The organism is Providencia zhijiangensis, assembly GCF_030315915.2.
GTDB classification, from domain to species: domain Bacteria; phylum Pseudomonadota; class Gammaproteobacteria; order Enterobacterales; family Enterobacteriaceae; genus Providencia; species Providencia zhijiangensis.
Genome location: NZ_CP135990.1, coordinates 1,335,620 through 1,361,933, shown reverse-complemented (window position 1 = coordinate 1,361,933; position 26,314 = coordinate 1,335,620). Strand labels below are relative to the sequence as shown.

Genomic DNA, 26,314 nt, shown 5'->3' with positions numbered 1-26,314 from the left:
TTGATGCACACCTTATCTATGTTGTGATTGTTTGTGTTGCAATAACTCAATAACTTTGCCACATCATGCTAGACAGACTCAGATGCTTTTAACAAGAAATTAACTATTTTTTGTTCAATAAATAAAAGACACATCACAAATGTTAAACTTTTAAGTCAAATTCTTAATTAAGCGTTTAACTTGCCATCATCCCTAAATAAAAATCAACACATTGATTTATAAGTAAATTATAAAAACTCAATCAATGAGCCTCATAAATTACTCATAAAAATAAGAGTTGTTTCACATTTTCTTCACATGACACATTAACAATGTTGCACAAAGTTGCAACATCATCATAATGGTGTGTAACTTTTGGTATTTAACACCTGTGAAAAGGAAGGAATTAAGATGAGTAGCACAACAACTATGGGTGTGAGACTTGATGAAGAAACTCGTGACCGCATTAAAGCCGCCGCTCAACGTCTTGATCGCACATCCCATTGGCTTATTAAACAAGCTATATATAATTATTTAGAGCAACTCGATAACAACCAAATTATACCTGAATTATCAACGGTTTTGGATACAAAAGATCAGCATTCTGGTGATGAAATTTCGTCTCCTGAGACCCTTTATCAGCCATTCCTTGAGTTCGCTGAGCATATTTTGCCCCAATCGGTGAAACGCTCTGCAATTACATCGGCGTACCGCATTCCTGAAACTCAAGCTGTACCAATGCTTTTACAACAAGCAGAGCTGCCTCCTGAGCAAGCTGATGCGGCTCATAAATTGGCTTACTCCATTGCGGAAAAATTACGTAATCAAAAAAATGGGGTTGGTCGCTCTGGCTTAGTCCAAGGGTTATTACAAGAATTTTCCCTGTCTTCTCAAGAAGGCGTGGCATTAATGTGCCTTGCCGAAGCACTATTACGTATCCCCGATAAAGCTACTCGCGATGCACTGATCCGAGACAAAATCAGTACAGGTAACTGGCAATCCCATGTTGGTCAAAGCAGCTCAATGTTTGTGAACGCGGCAACATGGGGGCTTTTATTTACGGGTAAATTAGTCTCTACCCACAATGAAGCAAAACTATCCTCCTCGCTAAATCGCATTATCAGCAAAAGTGGTGAGCCGCTGGTACGCAAAGGCGTGGATATGGCAATGCGTTTGATGGGTGAACAATTTGTCACCGGCGAAACCATCGCCCAAGCCCTTGCCAACGCACGTAAATTAGAAGATAAAGGTTTCCGCTACTCCTACGATATGCTGGGTGAAGCCGCATTAACCGAGAAAGATGCCCAAGATTATATGGTCTCTTACCAACAAGCAATCCACGCAATTGGTAAAGCCTCGAATGGACGCGGGATCTATGAAGGGCCGGGTATTTCCATAAAATTATCCGCCCTGCATCCGCGCTATAGTCGCGCGCAATACGAGCGCGTGATGGAAGAACTGTATCCGCGCTTACTCTCTTTAGTCTTGCAAGCTCACCAATACGATGTTGGCATCAACATTGATGCTGAAGAAGCTGACCGCTTAGAAATTTCGTTAGATTTACTCGAAAAATTGTGTTTTGAACCGAAATTAGCAGGCTGGAACGGTATTGGTTTTGTCATTCAGGCTTACCAAAAACGCTGCCCATTTGTTATCGACTCAATTATCAATTTAGCCGAACGCAGCCAACGCCGCCTGATGATCCGTCTTGTAAAAGGCGCTTATTGGGATAGCGAAATTAAACGTGCGCAAATTGACGGCCTAGAAGGTTATCCAGTTTATACCCGCAAAGTGTATACCGACGTTTCTTATATTGCTTGCGCGCGTAAATTACTGTCCGTACCTAACTTAATTTACCCACAATTTGCGACGCATAACGCACATACATTATCGGCTATCTACCAAATTGCAGGTAAAAACTACTACCCTGGTCAATATGAATTCCAATGCCTACATGGCATGGGTGAACCATTATATGAACAAGTCGTTGGTAAAGTGGCAGACGGTAAACTCAACCGACCATGTCGCATTTATGCCCCAGTCGGTACCCACGAAACATTATTAGCTTACTTAGTTCGCCGCCTCTTAGAGAACGGGGCAAACACTTCGTTTGTTAACCGAATTGCGGATGCCACGATCCCATTAGATGAGTTGGTTGCTGATCCGGTTCAAGACGTTCGTGAACTATCTAAAACTGAAGGGCAAATTGGCTTACCACACCCTAAAATTCCATTACCGCGTGAGCTGTATGGAACTCGCCGTGTTAACTCAATGGGCTTAGATTTATCTAACGAACACCGCTTAGCATCACTCTCGAGCGCATTACTCAATGCCGCGGCGCAAGAGAAAATCGCAGAGCCACTATTGGGTGGCGAATTTGTGGCACAACAAGCGCTACCTGAAGCCGTCGCAATTATCAACCCAGCCTGCCATCGCGATATCGTGGGTAAAGTGCGTGAAGCCAGCGAACAAGAAGCTGAACATGCGCTGAATATCGCCACTGATGCAGGTGCGATTTGGTTTGCAACACCACCATCTGAACGTGCAGCTATCCTGTTACGTGCTGCCGATATTATGGAGCAACAGTTGCAGACATTATTGGATGTGCTGGTGCGTGAAGCTGGAAAAACTTACGCCAATGCGATTGCTGAAGTGCGTGAAGCGGTTGATTTTTTAAACTATTACGCTACCCAAGTCCGTGAAGATTTTGATAATAACACCCACCGCCCTCTTGGCCCTGTTGTTTGTATCAGCCCATGGAACTTCCCATTAGCCATTTTCTCTGGACAAATCGCAGCGGCATTAGCCGCAGGTAACACTGTGCTAGCTAAACCTGCGGAACAAACACCATTAATTGGTGCTATCGCGGTATCCATTATGCACCAAGCGGGCATTCCGCGTGATGTTCTGCAATTTTTACCGGGTAAAGGTGAAACTATCGGAGCAAAATTGGTTGGCGATCAGCGCGTTCGTGGCGTGATGTTCACTGGTTCAACCGAAGTAGCGGGCTTATTGCAGCGTAATATTGCGGGTCGCTTAGATGCTCAAGGTCGCCCAACGCCTCTGATTGCAGAAACTGGTGGATTAAATGCGATGATTGTTGATTCTTCAGCACTCACTGAGCAAGTTGTCACCGATGTCGTCGCCTCTGCATTCGACAGTGCTGGTCAACGCTGCTCCGCATTGCGTATTCTTTGTGTTCAAGAAGATGTCGCTGACCGAACAATTCGCATGTTGAAAGGTGCAATGGAAGAGTGCCGGATGGGGAATCCTGAACACATCTCCACCGATATTGGTCCTGTCATTGATAGTGAAGCCAAAGAGAATATTGACCAGCACATTCAACAAATGCGCAGTAAAGGCAAAAACGTTTTCCAAGCCGTCTTTGCAGACAGCCAAGATCAGCAAGAACAAGCCGAAGGAACCTACGTTAAGCCAACTCTGATTGAGTTAGATAGTATTGGTGAGTTGAAAAAAGAAATTTTCGGACCGGTTCTGCATGTTGTTCGCTTCAAACGTGATGAATTAGACCAATTAGTTGACCAAATTAACGCGGCTGGTTACGGATTAACATTAGGTGTTCACACCCGCATTGATGAAACCATCAATCAAGTAATTGCTAAAGCGAAAGTGGGCAACTTATATGTTAACCGCAATATGGTCGGTGCTGTTGTCGGAGTACAGCCATTTGGTGGTGAAGGACTTTCAGGTACCGGACCTAAAGCCGGTGGGCCGCTTTATCTCTACCGTTTATTAAGCGAGCGTCCTGAGAATGCTGTTTGCCAAACACTGGAGCAGCAAGATAGCCATTTACCAATGGATGCAAGTGCTCGCGCTGAGTTACTCGCTCCATTTGAAGCTTTCTCTGCATGGGTACAAAAACAGAATATTGATGTTGAACAAGCCGTGATTGAACAATTTGCACGTTTAACGCAAGCCGGTACTACGCGTTTATTACCGGGACCAACAGGTGAAAAGAACACCTATACCTTGCGCCCACGCGGCACTATTTTATGCCTTAGTGATAATGAACAAGATTGTTTAATCCAGCTATCTGCCGTGCTCGCAAGTGGTTGCCAAACACTGTGGGAAAATAGTGAACTGCATCAGAAGCTATTTAAATCACTGCCAGAAAAAGTCCGCAAAACTATATCATTCACCAAAGATTGGCAAAACACCGTGGAGCCAATTGAAGGTGTGATTTATCACGGAGATTGCGATCAACTAAAACACGTTTGTGAAGCTGTTGCCAAACGCAAAGGGCCGATTATTTCAGTCCAAGGCTTTGAGCGTGGTGAAACTAACTTGCTCATTGAACGCTTAGTGCATGAACGTTCTTTAAGTGTGAATACTGCCGCAGCGGGTGGTAATGCAAGCTTAATGACTATCGGATAATATGCAAAAGCCTGAGTTTTTCAGCCCAGTATAATATAGGTTGATTAACTCAGGCTCTCCCCTCACTATAAACTCTTGAACTACATTCATAATATTCTATTCCTTTTTCATTAAGTCCAAATATTCACTGCCTTTTTTGTTTTTTGTCATCCTTATTTATCTATAAATTCAATTAAATAGTTCCCATTAATTTTTATTATTATATATTAAGCATTAGCTATAACAACTGATGCAATTTAACTCTAAATCTGTTCAATTTATATCATTTATACTGACTATTACTCAAAAATAAAAAAAGGTGCCCTATTGGACACCTATTTGCCTATTTTAGTATTAAAAATAATCGTATAACTAACTATTTTTATTAACTTAAAATATTATTAGTTTTTTTCTGACTGCCAGCTTAAATACTGCTCATATTTACGTAGTGCAATATTGTAGTTGCTAAATGCTGAATCAGTCATTCTATCACTCAACTGTTCTTGAACTTTACTTGCGGTAAAGTCTTTCATTGAAAAGTTAGAGGATGACAGCAGTTCATCTAAGCGGCGCAGACGAACAACGTACTCACGGACGGTGCTATGACTCATTTCTGTCTGTAAGAACAAATACTGTTTAAAAGACATAATATCGAAATAGTCTGTATTGCTATTACAGAAAATTTCACTACAAAAACGACAAAGTGCTGTAAATTGCCCTTGAAGTTCGCCCCAAGCCGCTTCATCAACCAAATCGGTCATGTCAGCGATAGCTTCTTTATTCAAGATACCATCGTTGAAAACGAGGGAGATACGATCAAGAGTTTTATTACAGTGTGCACAATGAGTTTGGCTGTGTTTAAAATCTTTAATATAACGACTTAACGGCCGTTTCTTTACAATAGAAGCAGACATAATGGTAAAGCCCTGTGTGTAATTATAAAAATAAAAAGTAACAAGATAAATCCGGTTACATACATACCATGCCCATAGCATTAATGATTGTCTGCTATGTTGCATATCGAGATAAGCGTAATTGCCTTATCTCATTTTCTTACTTTCCCTTTGTAAGGTGGATCCTTCTGGGAATGTAATGTAAGAAAATTTATTTCCCTTTGTCCGAAGCATTCTAACCTGTCTAAAACACTTTGGCGAATTTCTTATGAGAGTAATTTTGCACGTAAATTTGACCTAGCGTCAACCTAACGAACCTAATCGTTGTTAACCTAAATAGCAAAGTTTTATCACTTAAAAAACCAAGATTCGAAAGGGAGCCCCCCTTGGAGGCAGAGACTTTACCTGATAACCCCCTAATGGTTCAAAGGAAATTTAATTTAAAAATCAATATTATATAGTGAAAAGCATTTTATTAATAAATTTGTGATACAGCTCACCTTTCACTTCTATAATCGCATTTTAAATGTACAGCCATTAATTCTATAAATATTCGATAATCTAGTTTTATACGTATAATGTAAATTATTTTTTACACCAATTCTCAATTTTAATTATTTTTACTGCATATGAAAAAAAGTTATTAATATCATTAGAAAAGTTATAAGGAGTTTAATTTTCTCTTATTACAGACAATATTTAGTTACTTTTACTTAACGTATTTTTTACAAAACGGTTTGCCACTCACTTGATACTTTATGCTGTTATTCTTATTTCATGAATATGTGAACTCAGTGTCAATTACGTATTTATACTAATTAATAATAATCTATCTTTATTTTTCATTCGTCATAATAGGCTAACAAAAAATATGATAGATAATTATCACTACAAAAGTCATTTATAAAGCATAAATTTTCATAGTAGAGATTAATCATTTGAATTGATTATCAATTCCCTTTTTAGGATTTGTTACATTGATAAAAGAAGATCCTCTTATATACTTAATTTGCTTTATATATAAATAATTTTAATAAGGTTGATTATGAAAAAGATGATTTTAGCTTGTGGACTGGGTTTATTGGCATTAACAATCACTGCGTGCTCAGAAGAAGAGAAAAAAGGTCAAGTTGCTGGTGCAACTGAAACCTGTAATGCTTACTTCGCTGAAGTTGATAGCTTAATTGCTAAAGCTTCTGAGAACCCACAAGCCAAAGCTCAATTAGATGCGATGAAAGGTCAGTTAGAAGAAGGTAAAAAACAAGTTGCTGCTTTACCTAAAGACCAACAAGATCAAGCTTGCCAGCAAGGCATTGATGCGATGAAACAAATGAAAACAGCTTTAGGTCTGCAATAAGCCTTCCTATTCTGTAAAAAAGAGCCTATATGGCTCTTTTTTATTTAACTTCAAGCGATAGATTCCGCTCAAGTCACGTAACCCAATCAGGTTATAACCACGTTCCAAAGCGTTTAATATAGATGTGCTTCATACCTTGCGCGACAAAGCAATAACTCACTAATGTCAGTACTAACCAAGGGAAATATTCCATTGGCAAAGGCTGCAAGCCAATCATCGTACCAAATGATGAGAACGGAATATAAAGCCCAAGAGCCATAATGATCCCTGTTGTCAGTAACACGGGTAACGCAGCCGTACTTTGAATGAATGGGATTTTTTGTGTCCGTAACATATGAACAACCAAGGTTTGCGACAGTAATCCCTCAACAAACCAACCGGATTGGAATAGCGCTTCATGGGCGATACTATTAGCTTGGAACACATACCACATTAAGGCGAATGTCGTGATGTCAAAAATGGACGATGTTGGACCAATCCAAATCATAAAGCGCCCAATATTTTTCGCATCCCATTTACGTGGACGTTTTAAAAACTCTTTGTCCATTTTGTCCCACGGTAATGCGAGTTGGGACATATCGTACAGCAGGTTTTGAACTAGTAAATGAATAGCTAACATCGGTAAGAACGGAATAAATGCACTCGCAATCAGAACGGAAAACACATTTCCAAAGTTAGAGCTTGCGGTCATATTTAAATACTTAATAATATTCCCAAACGTTTCTCTTCCTTTGATAACGCCTTGTTCTAATACCATTAAATCTTTTTCTAGCAGAATAATATCCGCAGATTCTTTCGCAATATCGGTGCCTGTATCCACGGATATACCGACATCCGCATCCCGTAAAGCCGGCGCATCATTGATCCCATCCCCCAGAAAACCAACCGTATGCCCATTTGCTTGTAGTAATTTTAGGATCCGAGATTTTTGCAGTGGGGTTAATTTGCAGAAAACGGAAACTTGTTCAACTTTTGTTTTCAGCTCCTCATCATTCATCGCCTCGACTTCAAGACCCGTCATAATCTCATCAATATTCAAACCTACATCATCGCAAATTTTTTCAGTGATCACGGCATTATCGCCAGTAAGAACTTTGACCATCACACCATTTTCTCTTAGTGCAGCAATAGCCGAAATTGCACTCTCTTTTGCAGGGTCTAAAAATGTAAGAATACCTTGTAACTCAAGCTGTTGCTCTGCCTGAGCTGATAACGGTAACAAAGCTTCTGCATCATTTAATGAACGCGTTGCCAGCAATAATACCCGGAAACCCTGTTTATTATAGTCACTGACCAGCTCCTCAATCCTAGCTTTAGCTTGATCATCTAATAAGGTGGTATGTCCATCATGCTGATAACTATGACAAACAGCCAACATCTCTTCCGCTGCCCCTTTACAGATCAATAAAGCATCACCTTCAGGGGTTTTTACTGTGACCGATAATTTTCGGCGAATAAAATCAAACGGTAGTTCATCAATTTTTTGATAAGCCTTCAACTGCTCGACCTTATCATTGCCACGGCCACGTCGAATAATTGCCTGATCCATCATGTTTTTGGCACCACTTTGATGGAAACTATTCAACCACGCCAATTGCAAAATTCGACTATCTTTTTGCCCATTACTGTCGAGATAATGCTCTAAAATGATGCGATCTTGCGTTAGCGTTCCTGTTTTATCCGTACAGAGTACATCCATCGCACCAAAGTTCTGAATCGCATTGAGCCGTTTAACGATAACCTTATGCTTAGACATGGCTATCGCCCCTTTTGCAAGGTTCGAGCTCACAATCATCGGTAACATTTCAGGGGTTAACCCTACAGCAACTGCCAATGAAAATAGTGTTGCCTCAAACCAATCGCCTTTAGTGAATCCATTGATTAATAAGACAATCGGCACCATTACCAGCATAAAGCGGATCAGTAACCAACTCACACTATTCACACCGCGATCAAAAGCAGTTTGAGCTCGAGTTCCAACAATCGATTTGGCCAGCGAACCTAGGTACGTTTTGCTTCCCGTTGCAACCACAATGCCCCTCGCCGTCCCGCTCGTCACATTGGTACCCATCAAACAAATATTGGAAATTTCAAGTAATTCATTTTCTGTCGGTGATGCGGGCTCCAAGCTTTTTGCGGACACATTTGCGAGAGTGTCATATTTTTCAACTGGGATAGATTCCCCCGTTAAAATGGCTTGGCTGATAAATAGATCTCGAGATTCCACTAGTTTTAAATCCGCGGGAACCATATCCCCTGCCGATAATAAAACGATATCCCCTGGTACTAAGCATTTGATCGGTACTTCCTTACGAATAGAACGTCCGGTTCTATCATCGCGGCGGAATACAGTAGCCGTGGTTCTAACCAAGGATTTCAAGGCTTCTGCCGCTTTATTGGTTCGATATTCTTGCCAAAAACGTAGCAATCCGCTTAATACAACCATCGTGACAATGATGATAACGCCCGTTAAATCAGTCTCTTCACCTTGACGCTCTGGGATCACATAGTCAGTAAAGAAACTCACAATCGCGAGGATCATCAAAACAAAAATAAATGGATTTTTAAAAGAAGTGAGTAATTGCTTCCAAGCAGGAGGCGCTTTTTCATGAGCAACTTCATTTTCACCTTCTACCACTAGGCGGTCGAGAGCTTCATTCTCAGATAAGCCCAAAAGGTTAGTTTGATATTCATTGAGAACCTGCTCAATGTTTTTACTCGCTTGTTCGCCAACAATGAATTTTTGGCGTGCAGGGGCTTTTGCGCCTTTGCGCTGATGCCTTATTTCAGTCATAACGTTATCTCTATAGAGTACAGTTGTACTTTTTAAACGCTATCTGACTGAAAATATTGTATTTTAGCCAGATAGCTCCTGTTTATATCTCCAAGACGGGGGGTGCTCGTCCATTTCGGCTCCTTTAATCAGTTAATTTTTAGCAATCAAGCGGGTAGCTCCGATGCCACTTTCCAATTGATAGCACTGACACTTTGCTCAAGACTAATCCGGCAAACCAATGCTTCTATCTCTTTTTGCTCTACTGGAGTGGCAAGAAACTCTGCACACACCTCCAGCTGTTCTGGTTTCAATGTATCTGCGCTACTCAATGACTGTAAGCGAATATGCAGCCCATTAATGGCTTGTAAAATCAACGTTCTAACAAGGATTTCATCACCTTGGTGACACATCACCCGTATTTTATAGCGTTGTTCAACATCTAATGCCTGCTGTTGCGGCTGGCGATTAATTTTTGCTGCAGCTTCTCGCAATAGAATGTTTGCACATAAAATCAATAATGTAGCTATTGTGGCTAGTGAGTATTGCCCTAACCCGCATAACACACCAATCCCTGCTGAACACCATAGTGTTGCGGCAGTATTCAGACCTCGAATATTCATGCCTTCACGCATGATCACTCCAGCACCTAAGAAGCCAATCCCTGACACAATTTGTGCAGCAATTCGGCCAGGGCTATCTGGTGAAGTCGTCACTGAACTCAAAATAAATACGGCAGCTCCCGTCGCAACTAATGCATTCGTACGCAATCCAGCCATTCTTTGGCGCCATTGACGCTCTGCGCCAATTAATGCACCAAGGCACATTGCAGATAAAAGATTTAATATATCCGGTGTGAAAAACATAATGATCCCTCCATCAAATAATGGATAACAATTAATGAGCAGAATAAAAAGCCCATGCCAAATTGCTGAATAAATAAATATTCAGTAATTAATGGCTATTGCCCGGAGGGAATAGAGAATAAATATAAACTTGCATGATACACACTCACTGCAACAGTGATTATTTCATTCAAAAAATGAAAAATTCTTATATAAATCAGGGAGTATGAGTGATGGAAACATCAGACACCGCCCGCCGTAGTGGCAAGCAGTTAATAGAAGAGATTATTAATTACTTGCCAATTAAATTAAGTTTTTATTACAACTCTGACTGTCCAAGTAATTTATCTCCAATAGGTTAATGTGAGCTGAGTATAGATGCGGCTAATTATTAAGTAAAGATTTAAATGTTAATTATTTTTACACTATATTTTTTAATTTTCAGAAATGAAAAAGCCCGTCCTTAAAAAGGACGGGCTTTAGAAAATCAGTTAAGCAATTAGCTTAGATAGCAGTTACGTTAGCAGCTGCTGGGCCTTTTGCACCGTTTTCAATGGTGAATTCAACTTGCTGGCCTTCTGCCAGAGTTTTGAAACCATTGCCCTGAATGGCAGAGAAGTGGACGAAAACGTCTTTGCTACCATCAGCTGGAGTGATGAAACCGAAGCCTTTAGACTCGTTGAACCACTTAACTTGACCTTTCATTTTGTCGGACATTTGACTTTTCCTATATAACATCAAAAAAACTTGCCTTTTGGCATATATGGGCCAGAGTCAGCTATTTAATCAGGGAAACACCAAGATGAAGCGTCACGGTAAAAGGCTATCTGTGATAACTTTTTTCTTTAGAACACACTAACTCAGTAATCATACATCAAATAGGACTGCTAAACAGGCCGATGCACATTAACTCATGACTTTGAGATAATAGCAACTATTTTATACATTCAATCCCGAAAATATTGATGTTTTTTCGATTTCGTCACTTTTAGGCGGGATTATGTTAACAAAAAAACTGCATTTTATTGATATTTTAAAGATTTTTTTAAATAAAACCCTCTTCAAGCCTCAAAAGTCGACAGGATTAATCCCAGATGATGACAATCCAGTTAAATATTTTTTTTAACTGATATATAACAATTCATTCCCTCCGTGATACCCTCCTAGTATAGATATCTGACAGAGAGTCACTTACCATGGATATTATCAAACAAATACTTATAGATGATTTAGATGCCATTAATCAGCGTGAGCAACGTGATGGCAAACCTTACTTTAATAGCCAATTTCTCGCCAATCATCCTTATTTATGTATTGGCATGATTGCAGCCTATTTACCGCTTGCCGTGATCTTATGGTACGCACCCTACTTTGGCCCTTATTGGACGCTCGGTATAACCCTCTTATTCATTATACTTGCTAGCGTTCTGTTGTTTGACATTAAGCCTGTTTACCATTTTGAAGACATTGGCGTGCTTGATTTGCGCGTTTGCTATAACGGCGAATGGTTTGTCACTGAAGTCGTATCTGAAGATGCTTTAAATAAAGTTCTTGAATCTCAAGAAGTCAGCTCAGGTATCAAGCAAGAAATTTCTCGTTTATTAGCATTAAAGGGTAATATTTCCTTTTACGATATTTACCATATTGCATACCCAGAGGTTTCTTTGCCAACACAAGTTACTTTAGCTGCTCAAAATTAAAACATTATCAATAATATAGCGTAGTTTTTATTCGTAATGAGTAGTGAGTGAGCAATTAGATTTATTTTCTATTTTTATCGTTGACAGGCCGAGGTGATATCGTTAATATTCGCCTCGTTCTCAGGAACAACCCAATTCCTCCATAGTTCAGTCGGTAGAACGGCGGACTGTTAATCCGTATGTCGCTGGTTCAAGTCCAGCTGGAGGAGCCAAATTTAAAAAGCCCGCTAAGATTAATTCTTGCGGGCTTTTTGCTTTCTAGTCCCTTTAACCATTTCATGCACACTCACCCTATTCCCAGCCACTTTTATTTATTCCTGTCCTATTCATTAATAGAATAATCCCTATTGCTTGCTCGCTATTCACATCTTAGCAGTTCTGCTTAAAACAACGGGTAAATCCCTGAAACTCTATTGATTAGGTATAAATAATCACCAACTTGTTTATTTAACAGCCTGTTGAACATTTTTTTTAATTTTATGCTTTACAACTGAGTACGCGGTGGGTAATATGCGCCTCGTTCTCAGGAACAACCAATTCCTCCATAGTTCAGTCGGTAGAACGGCGGACTGTTAATCCGTATGTCGCTGGTTCAAGTCCAGCTGGAGGAGCCAAATTTAAGAAGCCCGCTCAGGTTAATCCTAGCGGGCTTCTTGCTTTCTAATCCTGCCATTTTTATCCTTCCTATTAATTCCTCATCAAAAATAATTTTCACACATAACAATCACGCTATGATCTTATATCACATTCTTTAACCGACTCTTTTTTAAGCTATTTTTGGCTTTATTCCTTTTACATCTTATCAGTCAGATCAAAATTTTATCGATTCGCGCAGATAACAGGCAAACGAACTTATTTTATCATTTTCCCCTTTGACATTAGCGATTCAGAACGCTAATATCCTCTGCGTGTTAAGGGAGTTCCTCCATAGTTCAGTCGGTAGAACGGCGGACTGTTAATCCGTATGTCGCTGGTTCGAGTCCAGCTGGAGGAGCCAACTTAATCTTTCCTTTCTCTGTTTTATTCTGTTCTAATTCCTTTATTTTCCAACATGTTAAAAAAAGCCACAGAAAAATAATTTCTATATTAATTGTCCTTGATCATAGCTATTTAATCGTTTTCGTTTTATCATTCTTTCCCGGCCTGAGCATCTGCTCATCACTTCCCCCCTTATTGGAGCCGGTTTAATGACAACTGTAACTACCCTAACGATCCGCCGCCCTGATGATTGGCATGTTCATTTTCGCGATAATGAAATGTTAAATACAGTCGTGCCGTTCACAAGCCAATTTTTTGGTCGTGCCATTGTCATGCCTAACCTTGTACCCCCTGTTACCACGGTAGAAGCCGCAAGAGCATACCGTGAACGAATTAAACAAGCGGTACCTGCTGGGCACCAATTTACACCGCTAATGACCTGCTATTTAACTGACACAACGGATGCTGATGAATTAATTCGTGGTTTCAATGAAGGTGTATTTACAGCCTGTAAATTGTATCCCGCAAATGCCACAACAAACTCTAGCCATGGCGTGTCTGACATTAAAAAAATCTACCCTGTTCTTGCTGCCATGGAACAAGCTGGAATGCCATTACTCATTCATGGGGAAGTGACCGCCAGCCATATCGATATCTTCGACCGTGAAGCGCTGTTTATCGAACAAGTCATGCTGCCATTACGAGCTCAATTCCCTCAGTTAAAAGTGGTTTTCGAACACATCACAACCAAAGAAGCCGCGCAATATGTGTTAGAGGCTAACGAATTTACAGCTGCGACCTTAACACCACAGCATTTGATGTTTAACCGCAACCATATGTTAGTTGGTGGTGTACGACCGCATCTATATTGCCTGCCGATTTTAAAACGTAATGTTCATCAAGAAGCATTACGTGCAGCTGTCGCTTCTGGCTGTGATCGCTTCTTCTTAGGCACCGATACTGCACCGCACGTTCAATCCCGTAAAGAGACATCCTGTGGCTGTGCAGGCGTATTTAACTCACCAACCGCACTAGCTGCCTATGCGACTGTATTCGAAGAATTAGGCGCTTTAGCGCATTTCGAAGCATTTTGTTCACTAAATGGACCTAAATTTTACGAATTACCCGTCAATGAAGGCCACATTACACTGACAAAATCTGAGAATATAACCTGCGAATCTATTGCCTGTGGGAAAGATAAATTGATCCCATTCTTAGCAGGTGAAGATTGCGGTTGGACTATCAAAGTAGGCCAATAACATTATGATGTGGAAAGGTTTTATCCTTTTCACATCTTCTTTTTTAAAGAATCACCAACTATTTTGTTAATTTTCATCAAAATTCACAGAAAAAATAGTTTTACTACTACCATATTAAAAAAATCTTCTTATACTAGATATAGCTCGTTCTGAGTCACCTGCTCTTAGTCAGTAATAGATATTTACTATTTATCACGATGTTTGATTAGGAGGTCTAAATGAATAGAAAAAGCGATGTAATCCAAACTCACCCTGTTGTTGGCTGGGATATCAGTACTGTCGATGCCTACGATGCGATGATGCTACGTTTACATTACCTCCCTGAACAGAACAATAGCCTGGATAGCGCAATAATTGATAAAACCATGTGGCTGACAACAGATGTAGCCAAACAGCTGATTAATATTCTTCAGGCTGGAATTGATAAGATTGAGTCTGGCGAATATCTTGAATCTGATTTCAAAACTCATTAGCAGGTAAACAGAATGGATATTTGTCTCATAACAAATATCCATTCATTATCACTCCGCTGCTCTAATTCATATCATTAATAAATGATACTTTGCTGTTTATTATTAAAGATAAAATAAAAACTATAAATTATGAATTAATTGCAAATACAAGCGATAATTTATTATTTTTATTATTACTTTATTGACTTCAATATCAATTCCAATTTATTGTAATACTCTTTCCGGACAAGGATGTTCCCTATGAGAATATTAGTTATTGATGAGTGTTATTATACCCGCCTTGGTATTACTGAATATTTATCTTCTAATAGAAAATTAAAATTCATTAGCACAGGGTGCATTAATGAAGGTATTAAATATATAAATAAATATTCACCCAGTATTGTTCTAGTTAATTTGACATACTATTGTCATTACTCGAGTTACTGCCCAACCCTGAAAACATTACTAAACAGAACCAGTAGCATTCGATTCTATATCTACATCAATGCTGCATACCCATTAACAGACAAGCCTTTGCTACTAAAAGATAATTTTTTCATTATGTCAAAAAACATCATGACTCAAATATTGGACAAAGTTATTACTGATTCAGATCAAATAGAAAAAATAACAAAGCTCGCTAATAATAATGACTCATCCATTTTTACGATGAAAGAGCAAAATATAATTAATAATTGGATGAATGAAACTCCTAATCATATTATTTCTAGAAAATTAGGCATAAGTAACAGCACCGTTTATTCACAAAAAAGGCATATTACATCAAAAGTCTTTGTTAAAAATAGAATTGAATTATTTTTTATTTATAATGTTTTTAAGTATCTTTATTAAAAGAGAAAGCCCTTTAAAAAAGGGCTTTCTTCATTTTAAAATAATACTACTTTTCGCTATTTAACAGTCCGTCCGCTAAACGATGACGAGATTTATTAAATATTTTATTACTCACTTCACGACCAGCGCGGCGAATACGCTGCTCTTCTTCAGGCAACTTCATCTCTTCAGTACACGCATGACTGCAGCAGCCTTCATATTTTTCAGCGCAGCTTGGGCATTGAATAAACAGTAAATGGCAACCGTCATTTTTGCAGTTAGTGTGAGTGTCACAGACTTCCCCACACTGATGGCAATGCGCTAAGGTGTCATCCGTAATACGCTCACCCATACGGTTATCGAACACAAAGTTTTTACCTTTGAAGCGCAGTGGCAAGCCTTGTTCTTTTGCTTTACGCGCATATTCAATGATCCCGCCTTCCACATGATAAACATTTTGGAAACCGTTATGTAGCATGTAGGCGCTCGCTTTTTCACAGCGGATACCGCCCGTGCAATACATCACCACATTTTTATCTTTCTGGTCTTGCAGCATTTCAACCGCCATTGGCAGTTGGTCTCTAAAGGTGTCTGATGGCACCTCAATCGCATTATCAAAGTGACCTACTTCATATTCATAGTGGTTGCGCATATCGACAAAAATAGTATTTGGGTCATCGATCATCGCATTGACTTGATCTGCTTTCAGATACTGTCCAGTATTGGCAGGATTAAAGGTTTCGTCATCAATACCATCGGCAACAACACGGTCACGTACTTTCATACGTAGTACCCAGAAGGACTTGCCATCATCATCAATAGCAATGTTCAAACGCAGATCATTTAAGGCCGGGTCTGTTGCGTAGATAAGTTCACGCAACGCATCTACATTAGAGGCAGGTACGCTAATTTGTGCGTTGATCCCTTCTTTAGCAATATACACACGACCAAATACACTCAACGCTTTGAATTGTTGGTACCATTCATTGCGAAATGCAGCAGGGTCTTGAATATTGAAGTATTTATAAAAAGAGATTGTGGTACGCGGCTCAGTTTCAGCCAACATACGTTCTTTAAGGATTTTATTCGAAATTTGGTTATGTAACACTGGCATGGTGTTCGCTTTCCTATGTAATGCTTTGATATAAAAAATTTAAATCACCAGCAAAGAATTGCTCGTTAATTGTGGGTTATTATCCCTTTTATTATGTTAATAAAAAACCATTTATTTTTAGTGGATATTACGCCTATCACAAACTCTTAATGATAATGTTAAAGAAAAAATCACTAAATTAAAAAAGTTAGTCTGATAAATTCCTTTGCCCTTTGACAGAAAAATACCATTGCGCTAATTTTCCTCTGAATAAAAATCCCCCACTTGAAGAGGTTCTATATGAGAACAAAATTTGACGAATTTGATGGCTTTTAAGCTAATAAACTTTTAACTAGGCGGGATTGACCCCGCCTTTTTTATGGATGGAACCCATGACATTAATGCAGACAACTCTACAAATTATTAGTAATACAACGGTTTTATTTGGTGTTTTTGTTGCCATAGGCGCAATTATTTATAATTTAGAAACGGCTAAAAAAACACAAACTGCCCTATTTTTATTTGAAAGTCGATTAGATCAGCAATACGTAGAGTCTCTTCATGTTTTAAAACAAATCCATTACTCTGGAAAATCATTTCGTGCCTATGTTTTCCCTGCTGAAGGGGTCGCTATGACAAGTTGTGAAACCGCAGAGCGTCTCAAATTCCAATATATTTTAAATTTTTATGAACGCGTTGCCGTTAGTATCAGAGAAGGTATCTATAACGAGCAAATGATCAAAATAGCCTCATACTCAACCGTTATTGAAACATATGAGATTGCCGAGCCTTTGATTAAAGCCATTAGAGAAAAAAGAAAATCAGAGACGACCTATCAAGAGTTTGAATGGCTAGTGGCTCGCTGGAAGAAATATCCACTTAAGAAAAATAGCTCAATATTTTTATAAACTGTTTTTATAGCAATATTTGTATTAGCTATCTGTATTAAATAGAAAAGAAAAAAGGGAGGGCTCCCCCTCCCTGGCATTTGCCGAAATTACGATGGGTAAACCACATCGTAGAGCGCAATGTCAACTGCTTTAGGGGTACTTCCCTACTCCGCTATGCAGAACGGAGTAGGTCAGAAACCTCTTTACTGCTTATATTACTACCTACACTTTACTACCTACACTTTACTAACGTACAACTTTCAACCTACTGGATAGATTTCTGTGTTAGCCAATTAACTCGATACGAGCAGGCAAGCCTTGTCTCACGGAAGCACCAGATACCCAATCAAGCCAAGTATTTGCCACTTCACGAGTCGGATCCGCGAACCCTAAATCATTCAAGTTAATACCTGAACCATTTGCCGCATTCATCGGCATAGCTTCGCCGTCTAAATAGTGCTGTTTAGCTCCCATTTCGGTATGACCATAACCATGTTCAACCGCGAGAACTCCCGGCATAACACCATCAAGCACACTAATTTGAGCTTCCACATGGCCACCTGGTGTGGTGATTTTGACCCAATCCCCATGTTTAACGCCCACCTTCGCCGCATCATCAGGGTGAATGGCCACCATATTGGTTGGTTTCACATGACGTAAACGTTCAATCATGGTTGTGGAACTGCTCATCACATGAGATTTAAAGGACATCATTTTTAATGGCCACTCTTTCTCTGGGAATACCACATTCACATCTTCACCATTCGCCATACGAGGCGGATAGTAGGTCGGGCAACCACTAAAACGCTCACCAGTGATAGCATGACGGTTAATCGCCACCGTAGGATTCCAAATTTGTAACCCTTTCTTCCACTGTGGACCCGTCGCATCTCCATCCCACGCTTTCTCGTAAGGCGCGAATCGACCACCACGCGTAAAGATATACGCAACACGGCGAACTTCTTCAGGTTTCAATGTGCGAGTAATTTGCGGCATGATACGTTCGACACCACTGATCGTAATGTCTTCTGTTGCCGCCTCTGGTACCGGTTTTTCACCTAACCACGCCATGTTAGCCGCCACTCTCAGATAGTAATCTTCAGCGGTATTTAACGGATACATATTGCCATCCATATCCGCAATCACATTGTCACCAAAGCCCGGTAAATTCAGCGCTTTAGCGACTGCGATACAGAATGACTCCATTGAAACTGGCTGGCCATCCGCTGTTTTCGCAGTGCGAGGCTCTACAATCGGCCAACGCGCGGTACTCGCTTTCACCTGTACACCTGACCATGGTGCGCTGAAGCCCCAACTCTCAAAGTTGTGGGTATCTGGCACAATATAGTCCGCTAACGCTGTGGTTTCATTCATGAAAGCATCGATACCGATAATCAGTGGCAGATGCTTCGGATCTTTCAGTTTTTCTTCCATCACCTGACGAATACCCGCAATACCATAAACTGGGTTCGTCATATTAGTGATCCACGCCTTCAGGGAATATGGATATCCCATCAATGCGGAAGCCAACTGCTCAGTTAACTGACCTTTCGCAAACGGATACCAAGGGGCTTTCGCTGGATACGGTTTTTCACCCGCTGCTACTCTTGCCTTGAATTCATCCGATTTTTCATAAACTTCATTACTGCGCGATAGCACTACACCTTTCGGTTTCACCTTGCCTTTGTAGCCTGCAATATTGTAACGAGGGCCATCATTCTCCCCGTTAAATTTACCGCCACCGACAGAAACGCCACCTTTTAAGTTTAAGTTACCAATCAACGCATTAAGCATAATCACAGACCATGCAGTATAGAAACCATTACCACTCATCATGCCGCCGTGAGAAATCACCGCCGCTTTTCTGTCATAAGAGGTTAAGGCTTTACCCAGTGATTCAATGGTTTTCACGGGCACTTGACAACGTTGACTGTACTCTTCCAGCGTCATGCGATCTGCGGCTTCTTTCAGACATTGGAAGCTGGATTTCACCGTCACTTCGCTACCATCATGAAGCGTGACTTGACGAGTCACAAACAGCTCCGCATTCGTCACTTCATCCGCCAGTTTCAGCTCGCCGTTTGCATCCTGAACCAAATAGGCTTTTTTCTCGTCCTCACCCTTTTCAGCCACCACACCCGTTAGGTGAGATTGCTGTAACAGATTACCCGCCAAAGGATGGGTATCATCGGTGATCACTAAGTGAGTTGAGTTCGTCCAGCTTTTCTCGCCAGCCGCTTCCATGGATTTTTCACTTGGCACACTCAGATAAGCCGCGTTATAGCGGTCATTTTCGATAATCCAGCGGATCATCCCCATCACTAATGCGGCATCGGTACCCGGTTGAACTGGTACCCAGTGACCATGGTCATTGGCCAAAGTTGTGGTCAATGGCAGTGCCGGAGAAACAACCACATAGTTAAACGAATCACGTAAACGAGCACTCGCTAACTGGCGACCTTGGCGTTTAAATGGGTTACCTGATTGCGCTGGCGATGTTCCGATAAACAGCGCGAAACGCGTATTATCCCAATCCGGTTTGACGTGGGCATTCTTATCCAAGTCATCCATCAACGCACCAGAACCTGCACGATATGCTAAACCACAGTAAGCCCCGTGAGCCCCGAAGTTTTTACTACCAAAAGCGTTTTGAGCAAAGCGACGAATAAAACCATCACGACCATCATCCCCGGCGTTAGTCACCAGTAACTGGTTGGCTTTAGGCCCTAATTTTGGTTGAGATGGATCCAGTGGCGTTTCTAAATCACGAATAGCACGCAGACCATCCACATGACCTTCGCCAAATAAGTCCCCACCTTCAACCACTTCTTTAATTAACTGTTCAAAGCTAATACGCTCCCACTTCCCTTCACCACGTTTACCAACGCGCTTCATCGGTTCGAGAATACGTAATGGACTGGTTAACCCTTCCATCAGCGTGGCGCCACGAGCACATGCCGTTGAACGATGTTCTAAACCACTTTCACCGCCCATTTTGGCGAATGCAGTGGATAACGGCATTCCGTATGGGAAATGCTTTTCATGGGATAGAGGGTGGTATGGGTTCCCTGCAATACGCAAAACTTCATTCTTCGCACTGTCCACACGGGCACGAATACCGCACTGCGTCCAGCAACCAAAGCATTGAGTCATTGAAACAACTTGCGCAGGGTTCTCTTTCCAACCACCAATCGCTGAACCTTCAGGGATCAGTGAGTTACCATTGATGCGATCCAGCGTCACTTTGCCAGAGGTGCCATCCACTAAACCATCTACTGCACGTTTGGCAACTTCACGATAGCTTGCACCAAAAAGAGCAAGACCACCGACAACTAAACCACCTTTAAGCCATTGACGTCTTGAGAATTTAGCCATGTTGCACTCTCCCCGCAAACCAGCGAACACCTTCGCGAACAATAATTGTTAATGCAATCCACAATCCAAATGTACCGACAATCGCCAGTAGCCCATCATTGCCTAATGGAAAATGGTATGGATTGGTGATGATGTTGTATTTTGGTACCGCTTGGATCTCCATCAGGAAAATCCAGCGTAATACCCACGCTAACGCCATCGACACTAACGCTAAAACCGTAATGTAAGGGACTGAGCGCACCGCTTTAACGTTACTCAATGCCATTACAAATGTGATTGCCCACAGTGCACAAACCCCCATTAACATCCACCAGCCCGGGCTTGCGACATCTAACTGTTGACGAATTGCAATGCCTGACGTGGTATCACCGGAGATCCACAGTGCAAAACAGACTGCAAACAGGAGTAATGTAATTACTTGGAAGCGCGCTAAACGGTTTTGATATTGCGGCTCACGACGCGCGCCTAAGCTAATCAGTGCAGGCAACACTTGCATTGCACTTAAGAACATCAACACTGGCATCCACCAGCTAAACCAAATTGGACGAGCCACTAGCACAGAGGCTTCACGACCGGTATACAGCAGTAAACCAATGGAGGATAACGCACTGAGTAATGCTACCCAACGAGTCGCTTTATACTCTTTCTTCCAAATCAATTTGACTAACAGCGCAACAAAGTACAACCCAACAAACGTGGTAAATAGCGGTAGCAACACAGAGCCCCACCACATCCAAGACCACATTGTTGGATGTGCATAGAAGTGCCACACACGCGCGGTTTGGTGCAGGTCAGCGGTTAATGCTAACGGCGCTGTGATCCCCATCGTGATAGCAATAAACACGGCGATCATTTCTAATCTGCCGTTTCCACTGCGGTTTTGCCAATGAAGATAACAGGCATACAGCACGGCACAGGCGGCAATTCCAATAAAGAAAAAGTATTGCACTGCCCAAGGAAGCCAGAAAAACTCTTGTGGCTGCGCCATGATTTCGGAAATATAGGTCACTTGTTCGCTCATCAGAACACCTCCTGCCATAATGCCGGTTGCCCTTTACCTTGCAACGGTTCCACAAACGCATCATCCAGCCCTAAATAAAATACCTGCGGCAACGTGCCACTTTCAGGTTTCAAGACTTTGATTTGCGCTTCGTGCTCAGAAAGCATCTTACGAATGGTGCTGTTAGGGTCTTTTAAGTCACCAATAATACGGGCGCCCCCCACACAGGATTCGACACATGCTGGCAATAAACCAACTTCTAAGCGGTGTGCACAGAATGTGCATTTATCTGCAGTTTGCGTTGAATGGTTAATAAAGCGAGCATCGTACGGACAAGCCTGAACACAATACGCACAACCTACACAGCGCTCGTTATCAATTACCACGATGCCATCTTCACGTTGAAATGTTGCTTGCACTGGGCAAACTGGCACGCAAGGCGGGTTATCACAATGGTTACACAGGCGAGGCAGTAGAACGTTAGTGAACCCTTCCTCTCCTTTTAAGGAGACCTGATATTGGTTAACCGTCGTTCTAAATTGACCTTGAGGTGTTTGGTTTTCAACAGAACAGCTAACAGTACATGATTGGCAGCCTACGCAGCGACGCAGGTCAATCAACATGCCATAGCGTTTTTCGGGATTGCCTTCACGGCGAGTTGGGGAAAAATTCAAACCCGCCTCGGCGATTGGGATCAGCGAGGCACCCGCAGTGACGGCCCCAATCTGTTGTAGGAATTTTCGTTTACTCAGATCCATAATCGGCTCCAGTATTGACATTGCTAATGCGAAAATAAAAGTTAATAATCAATCTATTATTGGTTTATCTTACGTATTGGTAACACCGTGTTACCGATGCCTGATAACCACTAAATTCTTATTTCTCTTTAAAATCGGTGTGTTATCTTTGTGCTACTCTAATAATTCTGAGTTCATAGTAAGAAGAAAAGCCTTGTGCCCCTATTGTGGTTTTCCACATACCCGAAGGGATCTTGATCTAACGCAACGAATAAACCCCAAATGTTAAAAAAAACGTCTATCCCGTTGTATCACATACTTTTAGTTACCCTGCTGCTATGGTGCATTCCGGCGGGTGCGGCGCAATGGACGATCGGTGTTCTCGCCCTGCGAGGGCCGAGTTTCACTCAGTTGCACTGGCAACCTTTGGTGGACACCCTCAATGAATCCATTCCGGGGGAGCGCTTTACCCTGCAACCCCTGAATCTTGAAGAGATGAAAGAGGCGATTTCGAATCGCAAAATTGATTTTCTACTCACTAACCCAGCTCAATTTATCCAACTCGATAATCGCTACCACCTACGCTGGCTACTCTCTTTACGCTCGGATGTGGAGCCAAACAGCACAACGCGCAACGTGATCGGTAGCCTTATTTTGGTTCGTGGAGATAGCGACATTCACAGCGCTGATCAGCTCATCGGCAAAAAAGTCGGCGCAATATCCCCCGATGCATTTGGCGGATATCTATTAGGTTATAAAGTGTTAAGAGATTTAGGGTATGACACGGAAAAAGACTTTCGGATGCAGTTTTTGGGCTTCCCCGCGGATGCACTGCTATACGCTTTGCGGGATAAATCCCTCTCTGCGGCAATTGTTCCTGTCTGCTTATTAGAAAATATGGACAGTGAAGGACTGATTGATAAACACCAATTCCGTCCACTTGTTCAAAAAGAGAGTGCGTTACCCTGCCTAACCAGTACCGAACTTTACCCTAATTGGTCATTCGCCGCGTTAAGCGAAGTTCCTGACAATTTAGTGGATAAAGTCACTAAAGTTTTACTTTCTGGCGATACGCCCAATATGCGCTGGGGGGCTCCTGCATCCATCACACAAGTTGAAAACTTACTGCGTGACGTTAACCAACACCCACAGCAACGGGAAATCTGGCAAGATATTGTCAGTTGGACAATTCAGCACCAAATTACCATCGGTATTATCGCTTTAATTTTCTTATTGTTAGGTATTAACCACGTCTGGATAGCCTTCTTGGTTCGCCGTCGTAGCCAACAACTTGAAGTCGCACATAATCGCCTACGTCAGCAAGAAGCTAATCTACAAAAAGCGCAGCGACTCAATATATTAGGTGAAATGGCTTCTGGGTTTGCCCATGAATTGAACCAACCGTTATCCGCGATTCGAAATTATGCACAAGGCTCTATTTTGCGATTGAAAAAAGAGTCGGAAAACCACCCGCTTCTTGGTGCTATCAGTAAGATTGATGAACAGGCTCAACGGGGGGCTGATATTATTCAAAACCTGCGCTTATGGGCTGGAAAACCGGGGCAAGAATCCCGTCTGACCCTACGCCAGCAATCCGTCAAACAGACCATTAATCATATTTGGCAACTGTTGCAAGTTGAGCAACATTTTCCAACCGTTAGGTTGCAATTACCCGAAACTCCCGATGTCCAGCTCTTGCTACCTGATACCCTACTCGACCAGTTACTCTCAAACTTGATCAGTAATAGCCTACAAGCAGGCGCCACCACATTAACCTTTGGCTTTCACTTTGCCGATGGACGCTTTTTACTGGTATTACAAGATGATGCTGGCGGAATGCCTGACGAACAGCTCAATCAAGGGATCATGCCATTCGCCACCACTAAACAGGAAGGATTAGGACTCGGATTGGTGATTTGCCAGCGATTAATTCAAAGCCAAGGTGGGGATATTCGCATTGAAAATCAACATAATGATGAAGGTAAGAATGGGCTGCGCGTGACGCTAATTTTTAATTACTCGAGATAATCAGAAATAGCGCATGTTTTGCCACACAAAAGATAACATTCCCAATAACTATATGTGACAATGTTATGCATACTATTTATATAAGCAAGACACTTATACAAACAAGAAATAAGCCACGAGGTATGAATTAATGCCAGTCATTCACCTTGTCGACGATGACACCGATGTCACTGATTCCTGTCAATTTTTACTCGAAACGCTCGGTTATAACGTTACCGTCTGGAACGACAGTGAGCAGTTTATCCAGCAAGCCCCTCTGCATGAGGAAGGCATTGTATTGCTCGATATGCGCATGCCAAAATTTGACGGGCGCCAAGTGCACCAATACCTGAAAGAGCAGCAAAGCACCCTCGCGGTGATTTTCCTTTCTGGTCATGGGGATATCCCGATGGCGGTTGAACAGGTGAAATTGGGCGCTATCGATTTTTTACAAAAACCTATTGATAGTCAGCAGCTTGCCGAAACCCTTGAACAAGCTCGCTTACAAACCATCAAAGCCACTGAACGCATATTAATTAAACAGCGTTATGAAACCTTAACGCCGAAAGAAAAAGACGTTTGCACCTATGTGCTTCAAGGGCTAATTAACCGCGAAATCGCTGAAGTGGCTTGCGTATCTGTGCGAACCGTTGAAGTGCATCGCTCCCGAGTGATGGAAAAAATGGCAGTAAGAAACCTTGCCGAATTAATGAGCACCATGCAAACAGCACAACTTTTTGCGGGTTAATTTGATATCATTCAGATTAACAAGCTATTTTTAATTGAAATCCACTTAAGTAGAAACCGAAAAAACAATGATCCCAGCACCAAAATTTGAAAAAAGTTTATTACATCCTCGCTACTGGCTAGTTTGGTTTGGCATTAGCGTGCTCTACCTGCTCGTCCTGCTTCCTTACCCCGTCATTTATTGGATAGGTACCCGTTTGGGGCGTTTCTCCAAGCGCTTCTTAAAAAAACGCGTCCAAATTGCCGATCGTAATCTGCAATTGTGTTTCCCTGAGATGAGCCAAGAAGAGCGCCAAAAAATGGTGGATAAAAACTTTGAAGCTGTCGGTATGGGCTTTTTCGAAACGGGAATGGCGTGGTTCTGGCCCGATTGGCGAGTGCGCCGTTGGTTTAAAGTTGAAGGCCGTGAAAATATGCTCGCCGCTCAAGAAACCGGCCGTGGCATTATTGTGTTAGGCGTACATTTCTTAACGTTGGAAATCGGGGGGCGCGCATTTGGTATGTTGAACCCCGGTATTGGTGTTTATCGCGCTAACGATAATAAACTGATGGACTGGCTACAAACTCGTGGACGTTTGAAATCCAATAAATACATGCTCGACCGTAAAGACGTTAAAGGCATGATCCGCGCATTAAAAGAAGGGGAAATTTTATGGTATGCCCCTGACCATGATTACGGCCCTCGAAACAGTTCATTCGCGCCATTATTTGCGGTGGAAAAAGCGGCAACCACCAATGGCTCACAAATCTTATTATCTCTTGGCAACCCACTCGTTGTGCCGTTTTCAGCTATCCGTTTACCCGATGGTAAAGGTTATAAATTGCTGATCCAGCCTGCCGTGGACAATTTCCCTGTGGACGACAACGTCGCCACCGCAACGATGATGAACCAGGTCATTGAGAAAGAAATTTTACGGGCACCAGAGCAATATATGTGGATGCACCGCCGTTTTAAAACGCGTCCAAAGGGAGAACCCTCCCTGTACGGCGATTTAGATAAAATCCACCACCACTAGGCTGC

General features: G+C 41.7%; 18 protein-coding genes and 3 tRNA genes. 13 read left to right on the top strand and 8 right to left on the bottom strand.

All coding sequences use genetic code 11. The features are described 5' to 3' along the window. Positions 1 to 390 precede the first annotated feature (390 nt). Positions 391 to 4,374 carry a trifunctional transcriptional regulator/proline dehydrogenase/L-glutamate gamma-semialdehyde dehydrogenase gene (gene putA, locus QS795_RS06095; RefSeq protein WP_286269272.1) on the top strand — a complete coding sequence of 1,328 codons (3,984 nt, stop codon included), beginning with the start codon at positions 391 to 393 and terminating at the stop codon, positions 4,372 to 4,374. 380 nt (positions 4,375 to 4,754) lie between these two features. Here the strand turns inward: putA and fliZ are convergent, their stop codons facing one another. Beyond that, positions 4,755 to 5,267 (bottom strand): flagella biosynthesis regulatory protein FliZ, encoded by a 513-nt coding sequence (fliZ, locus tag QS795_RS06090; RefSeq protein ID WP_154639126.1) that lies wholly within the window; start codon positions 5,265 to 5,267, stop codon positions 4,755 to 4,757. Positions 5,268 to 6,291: 1,024 nt separating this feature from the next. Between fliZ and QS795_RS06085 the strand changes: the two genes are divergently transcribed. Beyond that, positions 6,292 to 6,603: a DUF5339 domain-containing protein gene (locus tag QS795_RS06085; protein WP_006657479.1), complete on the top strand. Its 312-nt coding sequence runs from the start codon at positions 6,292 to 6,294 to the stop codon at positions 6,601 to 6,603. A gap of 91 nt (positions 6,604 to 6,694) precedes the next feature. Here QS795_RS06085 and mgtA read toward each other — a convergent pair whose 3' ends face one another. From mgtA to cspE, 3 genes are all read right to left on the bottom strand, one after another. After that, positions 6,695 to 9,397 carry a magnesium-translocating P-type ATPase gene (gene mgtA / locus QS795_RS06080; RefSeq protein WP_286269266.1) on the bottom strand — a complete coding sequence of 901 codons (2,703 nt, stop codon included), beginning with the start codon at positions 9,395 to 9,397 and terminating at the stop codon, positions 6,695 to 6,697. A gap of 146 nt (positions 9,398 to 9,543) precedes the next feature. Further along, entirely contained in the window at positions 9,544 to 10,242 is a 699-nt protein-coding gene (locus QS795_RS06075; protein ID WP_036951537.1) for an MgtC family protein, read from the bottom strand. A gap of 483 nt (positions 10,243 to 10,725) precedes the next feature. Beyond that, complete coding sequence (cspE, locus tag QS795_RS06070) at positions 10,726 to 10,938, bottom strand: transcription antiterminator/RNA stability regulator CspE (protein WP_004909801.1); 213 nt, start codon at positions 10,936 to 10,938, stop codon at positions 10,726 to 10,728. Between the two features lie 479 nt (positions 10,939 to 11,417). On the opposite strand from cspE, the gene QS795_RS06065 reads away from it, so the two are divergent. The 7 genes from QS795_RS06065 to QS795_RS06035 all read left to right on the top strand — a co-directional run bounded on the left by QS795_RS06065 (position 11,418) and on the right by QS795_RS06035 (position 15,465). After that, a complete protein-coding gene (locus tag QS795_RS06065; protein ID WP_286269259.1) occupies positions 11,418 to 11,921 on the top strand; it encodes a YlaC family protein in 504 nt (167 codons plus the stop codon). 136 nt (positions 11,922 to 12,057) lie between these two features. Beyond that, positions 12,058 to 12,133: transfer RNA gene (locus QS795_RS06060), tRNA-Asn, on the top strand. A gap of 326 nt (positions 12,134 to 12,459) precedes the next feature. Further along, positions 12,460 to 12,535 (top strand) — tRNA-Asn (locus tag QS795_RS06055). A gap of 307 nt (positions 12,536 to 12,842) precedes the next feature. Then, positions 12,843 to 12,918, top strand: a tRNA-Asn gene (locus QS795_RS06050). Positions 12,919 to 13,108: 190 nt separating this feature from the next. Next, complete coding sequence (pyrC, locus tag QS795_RS06045) at positions 13,109 to 14,158, top strand: dihydroorotase (protein ID WP_286269257.1); 1,050 nt, start codon at positions 13,109 to 13,111, stop codon at positions 14,156 to 14,158. A 218-nt stretch (positions 14,159 to 14,376) separates the two neighbouring features. Further along, complete coding sequence (gene bssS, locus QS795_RS06040) at positions 14,377 to 14,631, top strand: biofilm formation regulator BssS (RefSeq protein ID WP_154604192.1); 255 nt, start codon at positions 14,377 to 14,379, stop codon at positions 14,629 to 14,631. A gap of 240 nt (positions 14,632 to 14,871) precedes the next feature. Then, the gene (locus QS795_RS06035; protein WP_154604193.1) at positions 14,872 to 15,465 is read left to right on the top strand and encodes a LuxR C-terminal-related transcriptional regulator; all 594 of its coding nucleotides are present in this window, start codon (positions 14,872 to 14,874) and stop codon (positions 15,463 to 15,465) included. Between the two features lie 46 nt (positions 15,466 to 15,511). Here QS795_RS06035 and trhO read toward each other — a convergent pair whose 3' ends face one another. After that, positions 15,512 to 16,558: an oxygen-dependent tRNA uridine(34) hydroxylase TrhO gene (gene trhO, locus QS795_RS06030; protein WP_154604194.1), complete on the bottom strand. Its 1,047-nt coding sequence runs from the start codon at positions 16,556 to 16,558 to the stop codon at positions 15,512 to 15,514. A gap of 371 nt (positions 16,559 to 16,929) precedes the next feature. On the opposite strand from trhO, the gene QS795_RS06025 reads away from it, so the two are divergent. After that, a complete protein-coding gene (locus QS795_RS06025) occupies positions 16,930 to 17,445 on the top strand; it encodes a DUF4760 domain-containing protein (protein WP_286269239.1) in 516 nt (171 codons plus the stop codon). Between the two features lie 267 nt (positions 17,446 to 17,712). On the opposite strand, the gene ttrA is transcribed toward QS795_RS06025, so the two are convergent. From ttrA to ttrB, 3 genes are read right to left on the bottom strand one after another with little or no spacing between them, the layout of a single operon-like run. Continuing rightward, complete coding sequence (gene ttrA / locus QS795_RS06020) at positions 17,713 to 20,802, bottom strand: tetrathionate reductase subunit TtrA (protein ID WP_286269238.1); 3,090 nt, start codon at positions 20,800 to 20,802, stop codon at positions 17,713 to 17,715. Next, complete coding sequence (gene ttrC / locus QS795_RS06015; protein WP_286269237.1) at positions 20,795 to 21,823, bottom strand: tetrathionate reductase subunit TtrC; 1,029 nt, start codon at positions 21,821 to 21,823, stop codon at positions 20,795 to 20,797. The genes ttrA and ttrC overlap by 8 nt, the downstream gene beginning before the upstream one ends. After that, positions 21,823 to 22,560 (bottom strand): tetrathionate reductase subunit TtrB, encoded by a 738-nt coding sequence (gene ttrB / locus QS795_RS06010; RefSeq protein WP_154604198.1) that lies wholly within the window; start codon positions 22,558 to 22,560, stop codon positions 21,823 to 21,825. Before ttrB ends, ttrC begins: the two co-directional genes overlap by 1 nt. A gap of 261 nt (positions 22,561 to 22,821) precedes the next feature. On the opposite strand from ttrB, the gene ttrS reads away from it, so the two are divergent. From ttrS to QS795_RS05995, 3 genes are all read left to right on the top strand, one after another. After that, the gene (ttrS, locus tag QS795_RS06005; protein ID WP_154639122.1) at positions 22,822 to 24,567 is read left to right on the top strand and encodes a tetrathionate respiration histidine kinase TtrS; all 1,746 of its coding nucleotides are present in this window, start codon (positions 22,822 to 22,824) and stop codon (positions 24,565 to 24,567) included. 130 nt (positions 24,568 to 24,697) lie between these two features. After that, positions 24,698 to 25,294 carry a tetrathionate respiration response regulator TtrR gene (gene ttrR / locus QS795_RS06000; RefSeq protein ID WP_181478365.1) on the top strand — a complete coding sequence of 199 codons (597 nt, stop codon included), beginning with the start codon at positions 24,698 to 24,700 and terminating at the stop codon, positions 25,292 to 25,294. Positions 25,295 to 25,361: 67 nt separating this feature from the next. Continuing rightward, positions 25,362 to 26,309, top strand: coding sequence for a Kdo(2)-lipid IV(A) acyltransferase (locus tag QS795_RS05995; RefSeq protein WP_286269231.1), 948 nt, complete (start codon positions 25,362 to 25,364; stop codon positions 26,307 to 26,309). The last annotated feature ends 5 nt before the right edge of the window (positions 26,310 to 26,314 follow it).